This is a genomic window from Streptomyces sp. GQ60 (assembly GCF_059758875.1).
Genome location: NZ_JCAXEG010000017.1, coordinates 70,033 through 88,164, shown reverse-complemented (window position 1 = coordinate 88,164; position 18,132 = coordinate 70,033). Strand labels below are relative to the sequence as shown.

The window sequence follows — 18,132 nt, the reverse complement described above, 5'->3', positions numbered from 1 at the left end:
ATGGCGGTGCTGATGGTCTCCGGAACGGGGACCGAGATCGGCAAGACGGTCGTCACCTCGGCCGTCGCGGCGGCCGCACTGGCGGCGGGCCTCTCGGTCGCCGTGCTGAAGCCGGCCCAGACGGGCGTCGGCCCGGACGAGCCCGGAGACGCGGCGGAGGTCGGCCGGCTGGCCGGCTCCGCCGTCACCACGGTGGAACTGGCCCGCTACCCGGAGCCGCTGGCACCGGACACGGCGGCCCGGCGCGCGGGTCTCCCGACGGTCTCCCCGGAGCGGATCGCGGAGGCGGCCCGCGAGCTCGCCGGCTCCCACGACCTGGTCCTGGTCGAGGGCGCGGGCGGCCTCCTGGTCCGCTTCGACGAGTCCGGCCACACCCTGGCGGACGCGGCCCGGCTGCTCGGCGCTCCGGTGCTGATCGTGGCTCCGGCCGGACTCGGCACCCTCAACTCCACCGCCCTCACGGCGGAAGCCCTCCGGACCCGCGGCCTGACCTCGCCGGGCGTGGTGATCGGCAGCTGGCCGGCCGAGCCCGACCTGGCGTCCCGCTGCAACCTGGCCGACCTGCCCTCGGTCTCCGCGCTCCCCCTCCTCGGCGCGGTCCCGTCCGGCGCGGGCGGCCTCGCCCCGGCCGCCTTCCGCACCTCGGCGCCCTCCTGGCTCGCGGCCCCGCTCCACGGCACCTGGTCGGCGCCCTCCGGCTGACCCGGTCCGTGGGCCGGACGGGGGAACGGGCCGTGCCGGGCGGATGCCGGGCGGTGTCGGGGCGGGGAGTCGCGGCGCGGCGGATGAGTATCGGGGAGTGGGCTTCCTCGTGCCGGTCCTCTTCGCGCTGTTCGCGGCGCTCAGCAACGCGCTCGCGACCGTGCTCCAGCGGCGGGCGGCGCTCATCGTGCCGCAGAGCGACGGATTCCGCTTCGGGCTGGTGCTCGACCTGCTGCGGCAGCCGCTCTGGCTCGGCGGCATCCTGGCGGTGATCGCGGCCGGTGTCGGGCAGGCCGTGGCGCTGGCCACCGGCGCGCTGGCCCTCGTACAGCCCCTGTTCGTCCTGGAACTGCCGCTCGCGCTCCTGATCGCCTCGCTGGTGACGCGGACCCGGATGCCGGGGCCGTTGTGGCTGGCCGTGGGAGGAGTGGTCGCCGGGCTCGGGATCGTGCTGGCGGCCGCCTCACCGACGGGAAACCGTACGGACGTTCCGCTCGACCGGTGGGTCCTGGCCCTGGCCGCGTGCGCCGTGGCGGTGGCGGTGCTCGCCGTGGCCGGCCTGCGGCGGCCGCCCGGCCGGATGCGGGCCGGCTGCCTCGGCGCGGCGACCGCCGTCTGTTACGCGCTGACCGCGGCGCTGATGAAGTCGGCCGTGCACGTACTCGACGAGGGCGGCATCGTCGCCTTCCTGCGCACCTGGGAGACCTACGCCTTCGCCGCGGCCGGCATCTGCGCCCTGCTGCTCCTCGAACACGCCATGCAGGGCGGCCCGCTGGTCGCCTCGCAGCCCGCGCTGACGCTCGGCGACGCGGGCGTCAGCGTCGCCCTGGGAGTGCTGCTGTACGAGGAACACCTGCGGACCCACTGGTGGCTGCTGCCTCAGCTGCTGGGCCTGTCGCTGATCTGCGCCGGAGTGCTCGCCCTGGCCAGGCACAGCGCCACGGTCGATGCCGAAGCGACGTGAGACGAGGGCTTCGGCCGTGGCGTCGGGGCCGACCGCCCCGCGCGTGGACGGCCCCTCAGGTCGTCAGTGACGGGCGGCCCTCAGTCCGTCAGCGGTGCGCGGCCCTCAGTCCGTCAGTGGCCTCCGCGGGGCTCCCGGCAGCCGCCCTCGACGTACATCCCGTGGGCCTTCACGGTCACCGGCGGGCCCAGCCGGCCCGTCACGCACGGGCCGCTCTCGGGGACCGCCAGGACGAACGAGACGTCCGCCGACCCGGATCCGTACACACCCCCGTCGTCGAACCCGTACCCGAGGCCGGTCAGGACCGCGTGCACCCCCTCCGCCGTGTGCGGCGCGCCCTTCCCTCCGGGGCCGCCGGCCACCGCCGCCTCGATCCGTGCGGCGTGCGCGTCGCCCCGGCACGCGGCCTCGGGGGTGAGCCGCGCCTGCTTCTTGTAGGCGTGGTTCTCCGCGTACTTGCGCGCCTCGGGGTCCTCGGGCAGCTCTCCCGCCGTGGCCGCGGGGCTCGCTCCGCCGCCCTTCCCCACGTCCGAGCACCGCGCCGCGATCGCGGGGAACAGCTCGTCGTGGCGGGCGACGGCCGCGGCCGCCCGGGCCGCGTGGTCCACGGACGGCGCCCGGGGAGCCTCCGGGTCCCCGGGCGCCGCGGACCGCGTGCCGCAGCCGGTCGGCGCGAGCACTGCGGCGGCGACGAGGAGGGGCACGAGGCGCGCCCCGGTCCCGGTGCGGGCCGTCACGCGGTCTCCACCAGCGGCTTGACCCAGCGCCTCCAGTGGTCCTCGCGGTGGTAGCCGGCCGCGGCCCACGCCCGCTGCGCCCGTTCGTTCGCTTCGAGGACCATCGCGTCGCCCCGGCGGCCCCCCACGGCGACGAAGCGCCGTTCGGCCGCCTCCAGGAGCGCCGTGGCGATCCCCCGGCGCCGACGGGACGGCAATACGGCGAGCCGGTACAGGGACGCCCGCCAGCCGTCCCAGCCGGCGATCACCGACCCGACCAGGACCCCGTCGCACTCCGCGAGGATCAGCGCCTCGGGATCACGGGTGACGAGCCGGGTCACGCCCTCCGCGTCGTCCGTGATCGACGTGCCCTCCGCCGCTTCCTTCCAGAAGGCGAGCACGGTCTCGGCATCGGCCGGCACGGCGGCCCGTATGTGCAGATCGGTCATGCCCGGGAGCCAAGCACGACCGGCCGGTGACCCGCCACCGACTTCCGTCCACCGAGACGTACCGGCGTACGGACCCGCGCGGGGCGGGCGCACGTATCCCGGACGCCGGCTCGGGTTCGATGCGAAGATCGTTCCCGAACGGCCCCGTCCGGGCCGAACGGATCAGCCGAAGGAACGATCCCCCCACTTTACCTTTCCTTTACCCTGTAGGAGCCGACCCCCTCCCCCTCCTGGAACGAAAGGTGTGAGCGTCCGCCCATGGGCGAGCCCCCCAGCCCCCTCCCTTCCCGCACGCGACAGCGCGCGACGCCCCTCCTCCTGGTTGATCATGGGACGGAGGTGACGGACCGATGACCGAAGTGCTCCTGCTCGTCGTGGCGCTGCTGCTCTGCCTTGCCTGCGGAGTCTTCGTCGCGGCCGAGTTCTCGCTGACCACCATCGAGCGCAGCGAACTGGAACGGGCCGTCGAGCGCGGCGAGCGCGGCGCCGACAGCGCCCTGGCCGCGGTGCGCAGCCTGACGTTCCAGCTCTCCGGCGCCCAGCTCGGCATCACGGTGACCGGCCTGGTCATCGGCATGATCTCCAAGCCCTCGATCGCCACCCTCCTCAAGGGCCCGTTCGAGGCCATGGGACTGTCCGCCGGAGCCGCGTCCTCCACCGCCCTGGTCCTCAGCACCGTGCTGTCGACCGTCGTCCTGATGGTCGTGGGCGAGCTCGTCCCCAAGAACTGGGCGATCTCCTCGCCGCTGGCCATAGCCAAGCGGGTCGCCACCGCGCAGCGGGTCTTCAGCCGGGCCTTCAGGCCCCTCATCAGCCATCTGAACACCACGGCGAACCACATGGTCCGCCGGTTCGGCATGGAGCCCGCGGAGGAGCTCGCATCGGCGCGCACCCCGCAGGAGCTGGCGGCGCTGGCCCGGCACTCCGCGAAGGAGGGCGCCCTGGAGGAGGACACCGCGGAACTGTTCATGCGGACCCTGAACCTCGCCGACCTGACCGCGGAGAACGTCATGACCCCGCGGGTCCAGGTCACCGCCCTGGAGCTGCAGACCACCGCCGAGGACGTGGCGAACGCGACGCTGGCCACCGGTCTGTCGCGCTTCCCCGTCTACCGGGGCAACCTCGACAGCGTCGTCGGCACCGTCCACATCAAGGACGTACTGGCACTGCCCGCCGAGGAGCGCCACAACCACCCCGTGTCCTCGCTGCTGCGCGAACCCCTGCTCGTACCGGAGTCGCTGACCGTGGACCGGCTGCTGGACCGGCTGTCCGGGAAGCAGACGATGGCCGTGGTCATCGACGAGTACGGCGGCACGGCCGGTGTGGCCACGCTGGAGGACATCGTCGAGGAGGTCGTCGGCGAGGTCCGCGACGAGCACGACCCGCACGAGACCCCGGACCTGGCCCCGGCCGGGGAGGACGCCTCCGGGCGCGCCCTGTACTCCGCGGACGGCTCCGCGCGCACCGACCAGCTCCAGCGGATCGGGCTGCGCGTGCCGAACGGCCCGTACGAGACGCTGGCCGGTCTGATAGCGACCGAGCTGGGGCGGATCCCGATGGCCGGCGACAGCCTGGAGCTGGACGGCTGGCGCCTGGACGTGGTGGACGCGAGCGGGCGGCGGGCCGCGCGGGTGCTGCTGCACACGCCGGTCGAACCGGCTCCCGGTGACGGTGCGGAGGAGACCCGATGACCGCCGTCCAGTTGCTGATCGGCCTGGCGACCCTGGTCGTCAACGCCTTCTTCGTCGGCGCGGAGTTCGCCATGATCTCCGTACGGCGCAGCCAGATCGAGCCGTACGCCGAGCAGGACGACCGCAGGGCGCGCGCCGTGCTGTGGGGTCTGGAGCACGTGTCGGCGCTCATGGCGGCGGCCCAGCTCGGCATCACGCTGTGCACCCTGGTGCTGGGCGTGGTGGCCGAGCCGGCCATCGCCCACCTGCTGACCCCGGTGTTCGACTTCTTCGGGGTGCCGTCCGGGCTGACCCACGCGATCTCCTTCGCGGTCGCGCTGGCCCTGGCCACCTACCTGCACATGCTTTTCGGCGAGATGGTGCCGAAGAACGTGGCACTGGCCGAACCGGTGCGGACCGCCCTGCTGCTGGGCCCGCCGCTGGTGGCCCTGACCCGGGGGCTGAAGCCGGTGATCTTCGCGATCAACGCCTTCGCCAACGCCCTGCTGCGCCTGCTGCGGGTGGAGGTCAAGGACGAGGTCGCGGCGACGTTCTCGGACGACGAGCTGGCCCGGATCGTCAAGGACTCCAGCGACGCGGGACTCATCGACGACCGCGCGAGCGAGCGGCTGCACGACGCCCTGGGGCTGGGGCGGCGGCCGGTGACCGATGTGGTGCTGCCGGCGGACCGGGTGGTTCCGGCTCGTGAGGGCATCACGCCGGCCGGACTGGAGCGGCTGTCGGCGGAGTCGGGTTACTCCCGGTTCCCGATGATCGACGCCCAGGGCCGGATCCTGGGGTACCTGCACGTCAAGGACGCGCTGGACGCGGCGGAGCGGGACGAACCGTTCCCGGTCACCGCGCTGCGGCCGATCGCGCAGGTCAGGGCGGAGACCCCGCTGGACGACGTGCTGACCGCGATGCGGCGCAGCCGTACGCACCTGGCGGCGGTGCTCGGGCCGGACGGGGTCATGACGGGCCTGGTCACGATGGAGGACGTGCTGCGGGAGCTGTTCGGCCGCCCGGCCTCGCCCTAGCGGCGGCGCGCGGCGCGTCCCCGCGGTACCCCGGCCCCGCCTGCGGGACGGCCGTACCGCGCGGTAGCATCGCTCCCGCCATGGAGATGAATGTGCGTTACACCAGTTTCGTCGCGGTCGGCGACTCCTTCACCGAGGGCATGTCGGACCTGCTCCCCGACGGCTCCTACCGGGGCTGGGCCGACCTGCTCGCCGACCGCCTCGCCGCCCGCGAACCGGGTTTCCGCTACGCGAACCTCGCGGTCCGCGGCAAGCTGATCGGGCAGATCGCCGCGGAGCAGGCGCCCGCGGCCGCCGGGATGGGCGCCGACGTGGTGGCCCTGGTCGGCGGGCTGAACGACACCCTGCGCCCCAAGGTGGACATGGGCCGGGTACGCGGACACCTGGAGGAGGCCGTCGGCCTGCTGGCACCCTCCTGCGGGACGCTGGTCCTGATGCGCTCCCCGGGCCGCGACGGCCCCGTGATGGAACGCTTCCGCCCGCGCATGGAGGAGCTCTTCGTCATCATCGAGGAGCTCGCCGCGCGGCACGGCGCCCTCGTGGTCGACCTGTACGGGTCCTCCGCGCTCGGCGATCCGCGGATGTGGGACGTGGACCGGCTGCACTTGACGGCCGAGGGCCACCGCAGGGTCGCCGAGGCGGTCTGGCAGACTCTGGGCCTGCCGCCCGAGGCGGACTGGAGCGCCGTACTGCCGGCCACCCCGCCGCCGGGCTGGGCCGCGCGCCGCTCGCAGGACCTCAGCTTCGCCCGGCAGCACCTGCTCCCCTGGGTCGGCCGCCGCCTGACGGGCCGCTCCAGCGGGGACGGCCGCCCCGCCAAGCGCCCGGATCTGCTGCCGCACGAGGCTCCGGCGGGCGAACGGCTCGCATAGCCCGCGGGGCCCGCGGGCCGCCGGGCCCGCGGGCCGCCGGGCCCGCGGGCGCCCCTGCGCGGCGCCTACGCGTCCGCAACCCGCCCTCATCCACTCTCGTAGCAAGGCACAATCCCGGATGGGTCCCCTACCTGCGTAAACGCACAGCCGAGGCCCAAGTAGAATCCCTACACGTGACAGCCAAGCCCCGCATCCCCAATGTCCTGGCCGGCCGCTACGCCTCCGCGGAGCTCGCCGTCCTGTGGTCCCCCGAGTACAAGGTGACGCTGGAGCGGCGGCTGTGGCTCGCCGTGCTCCGCGCCCAGAAGGATCTCGGCATCGAGGTCCCCGACGAGGCCCTCGCCGACTACGAGCGCGTCCTCGAGACCGTCGACCTCGCCTCCATCGCCGAGCGCGAGAAGGTCACCCGGCACGACGTGAAGGCCCGCATCGAGGAGTTCAACGCCCTCGCCGGCCACGAGCACGTCCACAAGGGCATGACCTCCCGTGACCTCACCGAGAACGTCGAGCAGCTCCAGATCCGGCTCTCGCTGGAACTGGCCCGGGACCGCACGGTCGCCGTCCTCGCCCGCCTCGGCAAGCTGGCCGGCGAGCACGCCGAGCTGGTCATGGCCGGCCGCTCCCACAACGTCGCCGCTCAGGCGACCACCCTGGGCAAGCGCTTCGCCACCGCGGCCGACGAGCTGCTGGTCGCGTACGGCCGGCTGGACGACCTGCTGACCCGCTACCCGCTCCGCGGCATCAAGGGCCCCGTCGGCACCTCGCAGGACATGCTCGACCTGCTGGGCGGCGACGCCGCGAAGCTGGCCGACCTGGAGCAGCGGATCGCGGCCCACCTGGGCTTCGGCCAGGCCTTCACCTCGGTCGGCCAGGTCTACCCCCGCTCGCTCGACTACGACGTGGTCACCGCCCTGGTCCAGCTGGCCGCGGCGCCCTCGTCCATCGCCAAGACGATCCGCCTGATGGCCGGCCACGAGCTGGTCACCGAGGGCTTCAAGCCCGGCCAGGTCGGCTCCTCCGCGATGCCGCACAAGATGAACACCCGCTCCTGCGAGCGCGTGAACGGCCTCATGGTCATCCTGCGCGGCTACGCGTCGATGACCGGCGAGCTGGCCGGCGACCAGTGGAACGAGGGCGACGTCTCCTGCTCCGTGGTCCGCCGGATCGCGCTGCCCGACGCGTTCTTCGCCCTCGACGGCCTGATGGAGACCTTCCTGACGGTCCTCGACGAGTTCGGGGCCTTCCCCGCCGTCGTGGCCCGCGAGCTGGACCGCTACCTCCCCTTCCTCGCGACCACCAAGGTCCTGATGGGCGCCGTGCGGGCCGGGGTCGGCCGCGAGTCCGCCCACGAGGTCATCAAGGAGCACGCGGTGGCCTCCGCCCTCGCCATGCGCGAGCAGGGCGCCGAGCGCAACGAGCTGCTGGACAAGCTGGCCGCCGACGAGCGGATGCCGCTGGACCGGGCCCAGCTGGACGCCCTGATGGCCGACAAGCTGTCCTTCACCGGCGCGGCGGGCGACCAGGTCGCCGCGGTGATCTCACGCATCGAGGAGATCACCAAGGAGCACCCCGAGGCCGCGGCCTACACCCCCGGGTCGATCCTCTGACCCCCGAAGAGCTGACCGCCGCCCGCGACCGCGTCCTCCCGGACGTGGTCGCGGGCGGTCTTCGTGTCCTCTTCTGCGGCATCAACCCGGGCCTCCTCTCCGCCGCGACGGGCCACCACTTCGCCCGCCCGGGCAACCGCTTCTGGCCGGTCCTCCACCTCTCGGGCTTCACTCCGCGCCTCCTTTCCCCCGACGAACAGGACGAGTTGCCGACGTACCGCCTCGGCATCACCAACGTCGTCGCCCGTGCCACGGCCCGCGCCGACGAGCTGAGCGCCGAGGAGTTCCGCGAAGGCGGCCGCATCCTGACGGCCAAGGTGGAACTCCTGCGCCCCCAGTGGCTGGCCGTGGTCGGAGTCACCGCCTACCGCACCGCCTTCGGCGAGCGAAAGGCCCAGATCGGTCCCCAGGAGCGCACCATCGGCGCCACCCGCATCTGGGCCCTGCCCAACCCCAGCGGCCTCAACGCCCGCTGGACCGCCGCCTCCATGGCACAGGAGTACGCCCGCCTCCGCGCTGCCGCCGAGCACCCGGGCCCTGGCGACGCCGCCCCCTAGACCGTCGACAGCCGGCCCGGCGTCCAGGCGGCCCGCACGGCCGGGATGCGGGCCAGCCTTCGGCCACGCCGGCGGGGGCGGACCCCCGCCCCCGCCGAGCAGCTCGAAGGGCCTGAGACCGGCGTCTTCGGCGACATGCGCCACCTCCCCGCCCTGCGCGCCGACCGCTGACCCCGCCAGCCGACGGAGCCCCGTGGCTGCCCGAACGCACCGGCTCGGTGGGGAACTCGTCCACCCAGCGAGCCGGTCGGCCGACTCGGCCCGTGCTGCGCAGCTACCTCCGTCCCGGGGCCACGGGACGCCGCTCCGGCGTCAGGCGTCCCGTCGCCGTACCGACAGCCATCCACCGGTCACCGCGACCAGGGTCCACAGGGCAACCACGCCGAGACCGGTCCAGGGGGCGAGTCCCACCGAGGTGTCCAGCCGCATCATCATCTGGCCCGCACGGTCCGGCAGGTACTGGGCGATGCTCCCGCCGTGCGCCGCGAGAACGAACGACACGATCAGCGTGAAGGGTATGAGCAAGCTCAGCACGGCCGCCGCACTGCGCAACACCGCTGTCAGTCCGGCCGACAGCAGGGCCATCAGCGCGAGGTACACACCGCACCCGAAGATCGCCCGGTAGGTGCCCGGGCTGCCCAGTTCGAGGGTGTAGGGGCCCATGAAGGACTGTCCGCCGACGAAGGTGACCAGGGCAGTGAGCTGGCCCACCACGAAGCCCAGTGCGCCGATCACGGCCATCTTCGAGAGGTAGAGCCGCGCCCGGTTCGGAACCGCCGTCAGCGACGTGCGCAGGGCGCCGTTGTGGAACTCGGACGACAGCGCGGTCGCACCGAAGGCGAAGGCCGCCACCTGACCGAAGTTGAGGCCGTAGAAGGCTGCGAGGAGCGGATCGTCTCCCATGCTCCCGGCCTCGGCATCGCCGATCAACGCGGCCGTGAGTATCTGGATCCCCGCCGTGGCAACGAAGACGGCCATCAGCGCCCCGAAGGTGCCGCGCAGGGACCGTATCTTGATCCATTCCGAGTACAGGACGGGGACGGTGGGCAGAGCGGTGCTCATGGGGAAGCCTCCTCGATAGGGATGGGTCAGCTGGTGGCGGCGAACTGGGCGCTGTCCGCGGTGAGGGCGAGGTAGGCCTGCTCCAGCGAGGGGCGCTCGTCGATCAGTTCCAGCATCGGGACGCCTTCGCGGGCGGCGATGACGCCGAGTTGCTCGGCCTGGATGCCGTCCACGGTCCACCGTCCGCCCTCGGCCGTGACCAGTTCGAAGTCGGCCCGGGCCAGGGCGGCCCGGAGCCGGGCTGGGTCCGTGGTGCGCAGCCGGACCCTCGGGGTGCTGCGGGAGTCGATGAACTCCTCTATGGACGTGTCGGCCAGCAGCCTGCCCCGCCCGAGCACGACCAGGTGGTCGGCGAGGGCGGCGGTCTCGGTCATCAGGTGGCTGGAGACGAGGACCGTGCGCCCCTCGGCGGCCAGGCCCCGCATGAGCTCGCGAATCCAGATGATCCCCTCGGGGTCGAGGCCGTTGGTGGGCTCGTCCAGGAGCAACACCCCGGGATCGCCGAGCAGCGCGGCCGCTATGCCGAGGCGCTGACGCATGCCCAGGGAGAAGGTCTTGATCCGCCGCTTGGCCGCCGAGGCTATCCCGGACTGCTCCAGGACCGCCTCCACCCGGCTCATCGGGATGCGGTTGGCCGCGGCGAGGAAGCGCAGGTGGTCCCGGGCCGTGCGGCCGCCGTGCGCCGACTGTGCGTCCAGCAGGGCGCCCACCCGGTGGAGGGGGTCGGGGAGTTCGGTGAACCGCCGGCCGCCGATGGTGGCCGTCCCGAAGGTGATCCGGTCCAGGCCCAGCAGCAGCCTCATCGTGGTCGACTTCCCGGCCCCGTTGGGTCCGAGGAAGCCGGTGACGCGGCCGGGCATGACATCGAAGGTGAGGTGGTCCACGGCCCGGGTCCGGCCGAATTCCTTGGTCAGTTCTCGGATCTCGATGCTGTTCATGTCTCAAGGTTCACCGCCGGCCCCACCCCTCTTCCTCCCCCAAGCGAGGGTTCCTTCTCCCCCACGTGGGGGAGGAGCCACACCACCCCGAACTGCAACGATGTGGGGATGCACCGATTGTTCCGCGCCGCGCTCCACCCGGTGACCTACTCGCGCTGGGTCCATCTGTGTGTGCCCGTGCTGATGCTGGCCGTGTGGATGTTCATAGAGCCCGAGGCCCCGTGGGTGCCGCTGCTCCTCGTGATACCGATGGGCCTGCTGCCCTGGATGCGGCTGGCCGAGGGGCTCCAGGCACAGTTTCTCCTCGCTCCGCACGAGCGCAACGCCCAGGGCGGCCGGGAGGCCGAGGAGCAGAGTTTCAGCACCGTCGCCTCCAAGCGATGGAGCGACCGGTGGCGGACCCTGTTGTGGCTGGAGATACGGCTCGGCGTCGGGCTGGTCTCCATGCTCGTCACGGTGTGGCTGCCCCTCTTGACGATCCAGCTGATCACGACCGGCCTCGGCGGGACGGTCTCCGAAGACAACCTGGTGCCCGCCGGCCTCCCCACCTGGGCGGCCTGGGCGCTGGCTCCGCTGCCCCTGATCCTCCTGATCGTCCTCGTGGTCCTGCTCGGCGACATGATCACCGCCATCGCCCGCCGGCTGCTGGGACCCTCGGCCGCGGAGCGGCTCACCGCGCTGGAGGTGCGGACCGAGCAGCTGTTGGAGCGCACCCGCATCGCGCGGGAGCTGCACGACTCCATCGGCCACGCGTTGACCGTGGCCGTCGTCCAGGCGGGAGCCGCGCGGGCGGCGGGCGATCCGGAGTTCACGGACCGCGCGCTGAGCGCGATCGAGGAGACGGGCCGGGCCGCGCTGGAGGACCTGGACCGGGTGCTGCGCGTCCTGCGGGAGTCCGGTCAGCGGCCGTCCCAGCGGCCCACCCTCGCCGAGGCGGACCGGCTGTTCGAGTCGGCGCGCGCCTCCGGCGCCACCGTCGACGCCCAACTGATCGGCCCGCTCGACCAGTTGCCCGAACCGGTGAGCCGGGAGGGCTACCGGATCCTCCAGGAGGCACTCACCAATGTGCTGCGGCACTGCGGTCCCGTGCCGGTACGGGTGCGGATCGGCATGGTCGCCGACCGGCTGGACCTGGAGGTGACCAATCCACTGCCGGACCGGCCCTCCGTCATGACCGGCGGCGGCACGGGACTGCGCGGGATGCGGGAGCGCGCCGCACTGCTCGGCGGGGAGACCGAGACCGGTCCGCACAAGGGGGGTTGGAGGGTGCGAACGCGGCTCCCGCTGGAGCGAATACGCTGACCGGATGCCGGTTACCGTTCTGCTCGTCGACGACGAACCCCTGGTGCGTGCTGGTCTGCGCGCCATCCTGGACGCCCAGCCCGACATCAAGGTGATCGGCGAAGCCGCCGACGGAGCCGCGGTGGTCCCGCTCGTGCGGCAACTACGCCCCGATGTCGTGGCGATGGACGTCCGGATGCCGCTGCTGGACGGGATCGAGGCGACCCGGGCGGTCCTGCGGAGCGTGGACTCGCCGCCGAAGATCCTCGTGGTCACCACCTTCGAGAACGACGAGTACGTCTACCAGGCGCTGCGGGCCGGCGCGGACGGGTTCCTGCTGAAGCGGGCCCGCCCGTCGGAGATCGTGCACGCGGTCCGGCTGGTAGCGGAGGGCGAGACGCTGCTCTTCCCCGCTGCGGTCCGCTCCCTGGCCGCCGAGTACGGGAACCGACAGGCCCGGACGGTACTGGAGCGGGCGGCGCTGACCGAGCGCGAGGAGGCCGTGCTCCGGCTGATGGCGAAGGGGCTGACCAACGTCGAGATCGCCGGCGAGCTGATCGTGGGCACCGAGACGGTGAAGTCCCACGTCAGCGCGATCCTGGCGAAGCTGGGTGCGCGGGACCGGACCCAGGCCGTGATCACCGCGTACGAGTCCGGGTTCGTCTCCCCCGCATGACCACCCCCGGGGGAAGGGCGGATTCCGGCCGATGGGGGGCTGCTTCTCGCCGCCGCGGCCGGTGCGCAGTACGATCCGGCTGACAAGCTCACTCGCTGGGAGGGACACACGTTGGGGCAGCTGACCGGCGGGGACCCCTCTCTGCTGCGGCGGATCAACTCCGCCGTGGTGCTGCGGGCCCTGCGAGCGGCCGAAGCGCCGACGCTGACGGACCTCACCCGGGTCACGGGACTCTCGAGGCCCACCGTCGAGGGAGTCGTCGAAGGGCTCATCGGAACGGGGCTCGTCGTCGAGGCGGGCGCGGAGGAGGGTGCGCGGCGCCAGGGACGCCCGGCCAGACGGTTCCGCTTCCGCACGGAGGCGGGACACCTGCTCGGCGTGGAGATCGGCGCGCACCGGATCGCGGTGCTGCTGTCCGGGCTGGACGGCCGGGTGATCGGCGCCGGCACCAAAGAGGTCGCCGAGACGGCCTCCGCCGACGAACGGCTCGACCGGGTCCGCGCTGCGGTGGCCGACCTGCTGCGCCGTGCCGGTGTACCCCGGGACTCCCTGCGGGCGGTCGGCGTGGGCAGCCCCGGGATCGTGGAGGCCGACGGCACCGTCCGGCTCGGCACTGCCCTGCCGGGCTGGACCGGGCTGCCGCTCGGAGAACGGCTCCGGCGCTCCTTCCGGTGCCCGGTGCAGGTGGAGAACGACGCCAACGCGGCGGCGGTCGCCGAGCACTGGAAGGGCGCCGCGACCGACACCGACGACATGGTCTTCGTGATGGCCGGGCTCAGCCCCGGAGCGGGCTCCCTGATCGGGGGCCGCCTGCACCGCGGCTTCGGCGGCGCGGCAGGAGAGATCGGCGCACTGCACCTGCTGGGACGCGAGGTCACCCCCGAGAGGCTGCTGTCGACGAACGGCGAACCGCTGCACCCGCTGGACGAGCGGGCGGTGGCGGAGGTCTTCGCCATGGCCAAGCGCGGCGACGGGCAGGCGGTGGCCGCGGTGGACCGGTTCATCCAGCGGCTGGTCCACGACGTCGCGGCGCTGGTCCTGGCGATGGATCCGGAGCTGGTCGTGGTCGGCGGCTGGGCGGCCGGGCTGGACGGGGTACTGGACCCCCTGCGTCGGGAACTGGAGCGGTACTGCCTGCGCCCGCCGCGGGTGGCGCTCTCCCTGCTGGGCGAGGCCGCGGTGGCCACGGGAGCGTTGCGGCTCGCGCTGGACCACGTGGAGGAAGAACTGTTCGCGGTGGAGAAGACGGTCACCGCCCGCCGCCGCTGATCCCCTCCGGGGGCGGTTCGCACACCGGTCCGCGCGGTCACCGACCGCTCCGCGGGCTGCGGATCCGCGTGCACGCCGCCGCCCAGGGCCCCGCACACGCCCACCCGGCGCGCCCACCCGGCACACCAGCCAGGCGCGCCCGCCCGCCGCACCGCCACCCGGCCGGGTCTCTGCGGGGCGAGGTCCCGCTACCCGCCCTTCGCCCGTTTCCCGGACGCTCCAGGGACCCGTTCCTCAGGTACCCGCAGGCGGAGGGTGACCCGGCGCTGCGCACGGGCAAGTGGGGCTCCGCCTCAGACCCGGCACGTGAAAAGCGCCCCCAGCCATGGCTGGAGGCGCGTGCACTACACCGACCGTTGCGCGCACCCCGGAGCGCCTCACCGGCGCACATCGGCGCGCGAAGGCGGGCGGGCCCGCGGCTCGCCCCGGACGGGGCCACCACCGAGTGGCGGCCCCGGTCGTCCCGGGTCGTCAGCGGGTCAGGACGCGACCCGCGTGTCATGGGTGATCTGCACGTCACCCGAGTCGCCGAAGGTCAGCCTGCAGGTGTCCGCCCGGTAGGTGGCCACCGAGACGGCCGCCGTGCCCGCCACCGTGAAGTAGCGGGTGGTGACGAGCAGGACGGGGGCGCCGGGCAGGCGGTCCAGTTCCTTCGCGTCGTCGGCGCGGGCGGAGCCGAGCTCCACCGAGCGGTCCTGTCCGTCGAGGACCTGCTTCTGCAGCTCGCGCATGACGGCGCGGGCGCGCGCCGGACCGGCCGGGGCGTCGATCGCGGAGAGGCCCGGCACCGACGAGGCCGGCACGTACAGCAGCTCGGCGGCGAGAACCTGGCCCTGCTCGACGCGGGTCCGGCGCACCGCGAGCACCAGCTCGCCGGGGGCGGCCCCGAGCAGCTTCTGGACGGCGGGGCCGACCACGGCTTCCGACGCGTCCACCGGCTCCCATCCGTCGACGCTCTCGCCGGGCCAGCTGTGCTGCGCGCCGCCGACCTCGACGCCCACGCGCGGCGGGGCGACGGTGGTGCCGACGCCGCGGCGGCGCTGGAGGCGTCCTTCGAGCTCGAGCTGCTCCAGGGCCTGGCGCAGGGTCGCCCGGGCGACACCGAAGCGGGCGGCGAGCTCGCGCTCGTTCGGCAGGACCTCGCCCACGGCGAAGTCCTGGTCGAGCGCCTCGCTCAGGACGGTCTTGAGGTGCAAGTACTTCGGCTCAGGTACCGATTCGAGCTGCGTGGTCCCCACCCTGACTCCTCCTGCTATCGCCGCACTCGCCGTGTTCCAGCGGGAGTTCCGCGCCTTTGTTTATTAAAGGTTCCTGCACTATGCCTGCGACGATAGGACGGCGCACCCCCTTGGTCAAGACCAATGCTCATCCCTTTGCCGGGCAGATCGGGCATATGCATCAAGCTGTTCACGGGATGTTCGCGAGCGCCGCGCATGACCCCGCGGAAGGCCCCCCGAAGGTCCTCGCGAAAGCCAAAGTCCCACCCCGGGGACTACCGGGCGGTAACCGGGCGCGAGACACTACTGACAAGCCGTCTCACACGGCAGCCGAAGCCGCCCGACCCCGACGAGGAGCAGCATGACCGCCACGGTCTCCTTCACGATCGATTCGCCACTGGGCCCCCGCACCACCACCGCCGCCTACGAGCGCAAGGGCGCGGGCGAGCCGCTCCTGCTGCTGCACGGCATCGGCCACCACCTCCAGGCCTGGCGGCCGGTGACCGACGTCCTGGCCGCCGAGTACGACGTGATCGCCGTCGACCTGCCCGGCTTCGGCGTCTCGGAGCCGCTGCCGCACGGGGTTCCGTACGATCTGGGCACCGTCGCCTCGGCGCTGAGCGCGCTCTGCGGGGCCCTCGGGATAGAGCGGCCGCACGTCGCGGGCAACTCCCTCGGCGGGCTGCTCGCCCTGGAGATGGGCCGCGTCGGCCTGGCGCGCTCGGTCACCGCCCTCTCCCCCGCCGGGTTCTGGTCGGAGGGCGAACGCCGCTACGCCTTCACCGCGCTCCGCGCCATGCGCGCCGGCGCCACCGCGCTGCCCCACTCCGCCGTGGAACGGCTCGCCCGCAGCGCCGCCGGACGCGCCGCGCTCACCGGCAGCATCTACGCGCGCCCGGGTCGGCGTTCTCCCGACGCCGTGGTCGCCGAAACCGTCGCCCTGCGCGAGGCCACCGGCTTCGAGCGGACCCTGGCCGCGGGCGGTTCCGTACGGTTCACGGCGGATCTGCCGGACGTGCCCGTCACCGTCGCGTGGGGCAGCCGCGACCGGCTGCTCCTGCGCCGCCAAGGCGTCCGCGCGAAGCAGACCATCCCCGGCGCGCGCCTCGTCAGGCTCTCCGGCTGCGGCCACGTCCCCATGAACGACGACCCGGCACTGGTCGCGCGCGTCATCCTGGACACAACCAGGCTCGCACGATGAGGTACTGACGGCACGTCGGTCACGCGCATCAGTGTTCACGCATGGTTCGCGTGCGCGACGCGAACGGTCCGGTGTGCGGCCGGTGTACGGCGGCACACTGGTCCGGCCCGTCCCCGCCGGCCTCTGGAGACGCACCGATGGCACCTCTGCCGCACACCCGACGCTCCCTGCTCGGCGGTTCCCTCGCCGTACCCGTCGGCCTCGCCCTGTCCACCGCCCTGACGGGCGCCCTGACCACTCCCGCCCACGCCACGGCGCCCGCCTTCGCCCGCTCGGGCCGCCCGAACGCCTTCTGGGGCGTCCAGTCCGGCGAGATCACCGCCCACTCGGCCACCGTCTGGACGCGCTCCGACCGCCCCGCGCGGATGTACGTGGAGACCTCGCCGAGCGAGTCGTTCCGCTACGCCGTCCGCCGCCACCGCGGCCCGCTGCTCGGCCCGGACACCGACTTCACGGGCACCACCACCCTGCGCGAGCTCCCGCCGGGACAGCAGATCCACTACCGGGTGCTCCTCGCCGACCCCGACGATCCGCGCCGCACCGGCGAGCCGGTCCACGGCACCTTCCGGACCACCCCCGCCTCCCGCCGCCGCGACGTGCGCTTCCTGTGGTCCGGGGACCTCGCCGGTCAGGGCTGGGGCATCAACCCGGAGCTCGGCGGCTACCGCGTCTTCGACGAAATGCGACTGCGGGACCCCGACTTCTTCCTCTTCAGCGGGGACACCGTCTACGCCGACGGGCCGATCCAGGCCTCCGTACCGCTGCGCGACGGAACCCTGTGGCACAACGTGACCACCGAGGAGAAGACCAAGGTCGCCGAGACCCTCGCCGAGTTCCGGGGCAACTTCCGCTACAACCTGCTCGACCACAACCTGCGCGATTTCAACGCCCAGGTGCCGGTCCTCGCCCAGTGGGACGACCACGAGGTGCGCAACAACTGGTACCCCGGCCAGATCCTCGACGATCCCCGCTACACCGTGAAGGACGTCGACACCCTCGCCGGCCGGGCCCGCCGGGCCTTCGGCGAGTACTTCCCCGTCACCGACCTGCGCGGCGGCCGCACCGAGGGCCGGATGTACCGGGTGATGCGCTACGGCCCGCTGCTCGACGTGTTCGTCCTCGACATGCGCACCCACCGCAACGCGAACTCCCCCGGCCGGCAGACCGACGACCCCGTCGGCATCCTCGGCCCGGAGCAACTGGCCTGGATCAAGCGCGAGCTGTCGCGCTCCCGCGCCACCTGGAAGGTCATCGCCGCCGACATGCCGCTGGGCATCGTGGTCGCCGACGGGGCCGCGAACTTCGAGGCCGTCGCCCAGGGCGACCCCGGCGCGCCGCTCGGGCGCGAACTGCAGATCGCCGAGCTGCTGCGCCACATCAAGCACCAGCGCATCACCGGCACCCTCTGGCTCACCGCCGACGTGCACTACACGGCCGCGAACCACTACGCGCCCGAGCGTGCCGCCTTCACCGACTTCGCGCCCTTCTGGGAGTTCGTCTCCGGCCCCATCGGCGCGGGCGGGTTCCCCGCCGGCCGGCTGGACGCCACCTTCGGCCCGGAGATGACGTACGTCCAGTCCGCGCCCTTCCCCAACATGTCCCCGTCCGAGAACCCCCCGTACTACGGAGAGGTGGAGATCGACGGGGACGGCGGCGAGCTCACCGTCCGGCTGCGCCGCCAAGGGGGCGGCGTGCTCTTCACCCGGACCCTGCAGCCCGGCCGGGTCGGGCAATAGGGCGACGCCACCGAGCCGGGCCGGGCCGGCCCGCTCGGGCCAAGTCGGCCGACGAGCCGGCCCGCCACCACGCCGGGATCTGAAATCGGCCGGAAAACAGGGCGAAATCGGCCAGATGGATCCTTAACCAGTCGGTCACAGATCGTTCGTGATCACGCAACACCCCTGCGTCACAGTG

17 protein-coding genes are annotated in these 18,132 nt (G+C 73.2%); 12 read left to right on the top strand and 5 right to left on the bottom strand.

Features of this window, described 5'->3' with window-relative positions:
- Positions 1–702 carry a dethiobiotin synthase gene (gene bioD, locus AC6CKD_RS31095; protein WP_498331961.1) on the top strand — a complete coding sequence of 234 codons (702 nt, stop codon included), beginning with the start codon at positions 1–3 and terminating at the stop codon, positions 700–702.
- 97 nt (positions 703–799) lie between these two features.
- Complete coding sequence (locus AC6CKD_RS31090; protein ID WP_498331959.1) at positions 800–1,666, top strand: DMT family transporter; 867 nt, start codon at positions 800–802, stop codon at positions 1,664–1,666.
- Between the two features lie 113 nt (positions 1,667–1,779).
- On the opposite strand, the gene AC6CKD_RS31085 is transcribed toward AC6CKD_RS31090, so the two are convergent.
- Together AC6CKD_RS31085 and AC6CKD_RS31080 are read right to left on the bottom strand one after the other, a co-directional pair.
- Positions 1,780–2,403 carry a hypothetical protein gene (locus tag AC6CKD_RS31085; protein WP_498331957.1) on the bottom strand — a complete coding sequence of 208 codons (624 nt, stop codon included), beginning with the start codon at positions 2,401–2,403 and terminating at the stop codon, positions 1,780–1,782.
- Positions 2,400–2,831 (bottom strand): GNAT family N-acetyltransferase, encoded by a 432-nt coding sequence (locus AC6CKD_RS31080; protein ID WP_498331955.1) that lies wholly within the window; start codon positions 2,829–2,831, stop codon positions 2,400–2,402. The genes AC6CKD_RS31085 and AC6CKD_RS31080 overlap by 4 nt, the downstream gene beginning before the upstream one ends.
- Before the next feature lie 350 nt (positions 2,832–3,181).
- On the opposite strand from AC6CKD_RS31080, the gene AC6CKD_RS31075 reads away from it, so the two are divergent.
- The 5 genes from AC6CKD_RS31075 to mug all read left to right on the top strand — a co-directional run bounded on the left by AC6CKD_RS31075 (position 3,182) and on the right by mug (position 8,574).
- The gene (locus AC6CKD_RS31075; RefSeq protein WP_498331954.1) at positions 3,182–4,522 is read left to right on the top strand and encodes a hemolysin family protein; all 1,341 of its coding nucleotides are present in this window, start codon (positions 3,182–3,184) and stop codon (positions 4,520–4,522) included.
- A complete protein-coding gene (locus AC6CKD_RS31070; protein ID WP_498331952.1) occupies positions 4,519–5,538 on the top strand; it encodes a hemolysin family protein in 1,020 nt (339 codons plus the stop codon). The genes AC6CKD_RS31075 and AC6CKD_RS31070 overlap by 4 nt, the downstream gene beginning before the upstream one ends.
- Positions 5,539–5,618: 80 nt before the next feature.
- Positions 5,619–6,410, top strand: coding sequence for an SGNH/GDSL hydrolase family protein (locus AC6CKD_RS31065; protein ID WP_498331950.1), 792 nt, complete (start codon positions 5,619–5,621; stop codon positions 6,408–6,410).
- A gap of 173 nt (positions 6,411–6,583) precedes the next feature.
- Positions 6,584–8,017 (top strand): adenylosuccinate lyase, encoded by a 1,434-nt coding sequence (purB, locus tag AC6CKD_RS31060; RefSeq protein ID WP_498331949.1) that lies wholly within the window; start codon positions 6,584–6,586, stop codon positions 8,015–8,017.
- Positions 8,014–8,574 carry a G/U mismatch-specific DNA glycosylase gene (mug, locus tag AC6CKD_RS31055; protein ID WP_498332040.1) on the top strand — a complete coding sequence of 187 codons (561 nt, stop codon included), beginning with the start codon at positions 8,014–8,016 and terminating at the stop codon, positions 8,572–8,574. Before purB ends, mug begins: the two co-directional genes overlap by 4 nt.
- Positions 8,575–8,886: 312 nt before the next feature.
- Here mug and AC6CKD_RS31050 read toward each other — a convergent pair whose 3' ends face one another.
- Together AC6CKD_RS31050 and AC6CKD_RS31045 are read right to left on the bottom strand one after the other, a co-directional pair.
- Positions 8,887–9,636, bottom strand: a complete 750-nt coding sequence (locus AC6CKD_RS31050; protein WP_498331947.1) for an ABC-2 transporter permease family protein — start codon at positions 9,634–9,636, stop codon at positions 8,887–8,889.
- A gap of 26 nt (positions 9,637–9,662) precedes the next feature.
- Positions 9,663–10,574 carry an ABC transporter ATP-binding protein gene (locus AC6CKD_RS31045; RefSeq protein ID WP_498331946.1) on the bottom strand — a complete coding sequence of 304 codons (912 nt, stop codon included), beginning with the start codon at positions 10,572–10,574 and terminating at the stop codon, positions 9,663–9,665.
- Between the two features lie 108 nt (positions 10,575–10,682).
- Here AC6CKD_RS31045 and AC6CKD_RS31040 point away from each other — a divergent pair, with 108 nt between their 5' ends.
- From AC6CKD_RS31040 to AC6CKD_RS31030, 3 genes are all read left to right on the top strand, one after another.
- Positions 10,683–11,876 (top strand): sensor histidine kinase, encoded by a 1,194-nt coding sequence (locus AC6CKD_RS31040; RefSeq protein WP_498331944.1) that lies wholly within the window; start codon positions 10,683–10,685, stop codon positions 11,874–11,876.
- A 4-nt stretch (positions 11,877–11,880) separates the two neighbouring features.
- Complete coding sequence (locus AC6CKD_RS31035) at positions 11,881–12,531, top strand: response regulator transcription factor (protein WP_498331943.1); 651 nt, start codon at positions 11,881–11,883, stop codon at positions 12,529–12,531.
- Between the two features lie 111 nt (positions 12,532–12,642).
- Positions 12,643–13,800: an ROK family transcriptional regulator gene (locus tag AC6CKD_RS31030; RefSeq protein WP_498331942.1), complete on the top strand. Its 1,158-nt coding sequence runs from the start codon at positions 12,643–12,645 to the stop codon at positions 13,798–13,800.
- A 479-nt stretch (positions 13,801–14,279) separates the two neighbouring features.
- On the opposite strand, the gene AC6CKD_RS31025 is transcribed toward AC6CKD_RS31030, so the two are convergent.
- Complete coding sequence (locus tag AC6CKD_RS31025; protein ID WP_498331941.1) at positions 14,280–15,038, bottom strand: GntR family transcriptional regulator; 759 nt, start codon at positions 15,036–15,038, stop codon at positions 14,280–14,282.
- Between the two features lie 340 nt (positions 15,039–15,378).
- On the opposite strand from AC6CKD_RS31025, the gene AC6CKD_RS31020 reads away from it, so the two are divergent.
- Entirely contained in the window at positions 15,379–16,218 is an 840-nt protein-coding gene (locus AC6CKD_RS31020; protein ID WP_498331939.1) for an alpha/beta fold hydrolase, read from the top strand.
- Between the two features lie 137 nt (positions 16,219–16,355).
- Positions 16,356–17,954: an alkaline phosphatase D family protein gene (locus AC6CKD_RS31015; protein ID WP_498331937.1), complete on the top strand. Its 1,599-nt coding sequence runs from the start codon at positions 16,356–16,358 to the stop codon at positions 17,952–17,954.
- The last annotated feature ends 178 nt before the right edge of the window (positions 17,955–18,132 follow it).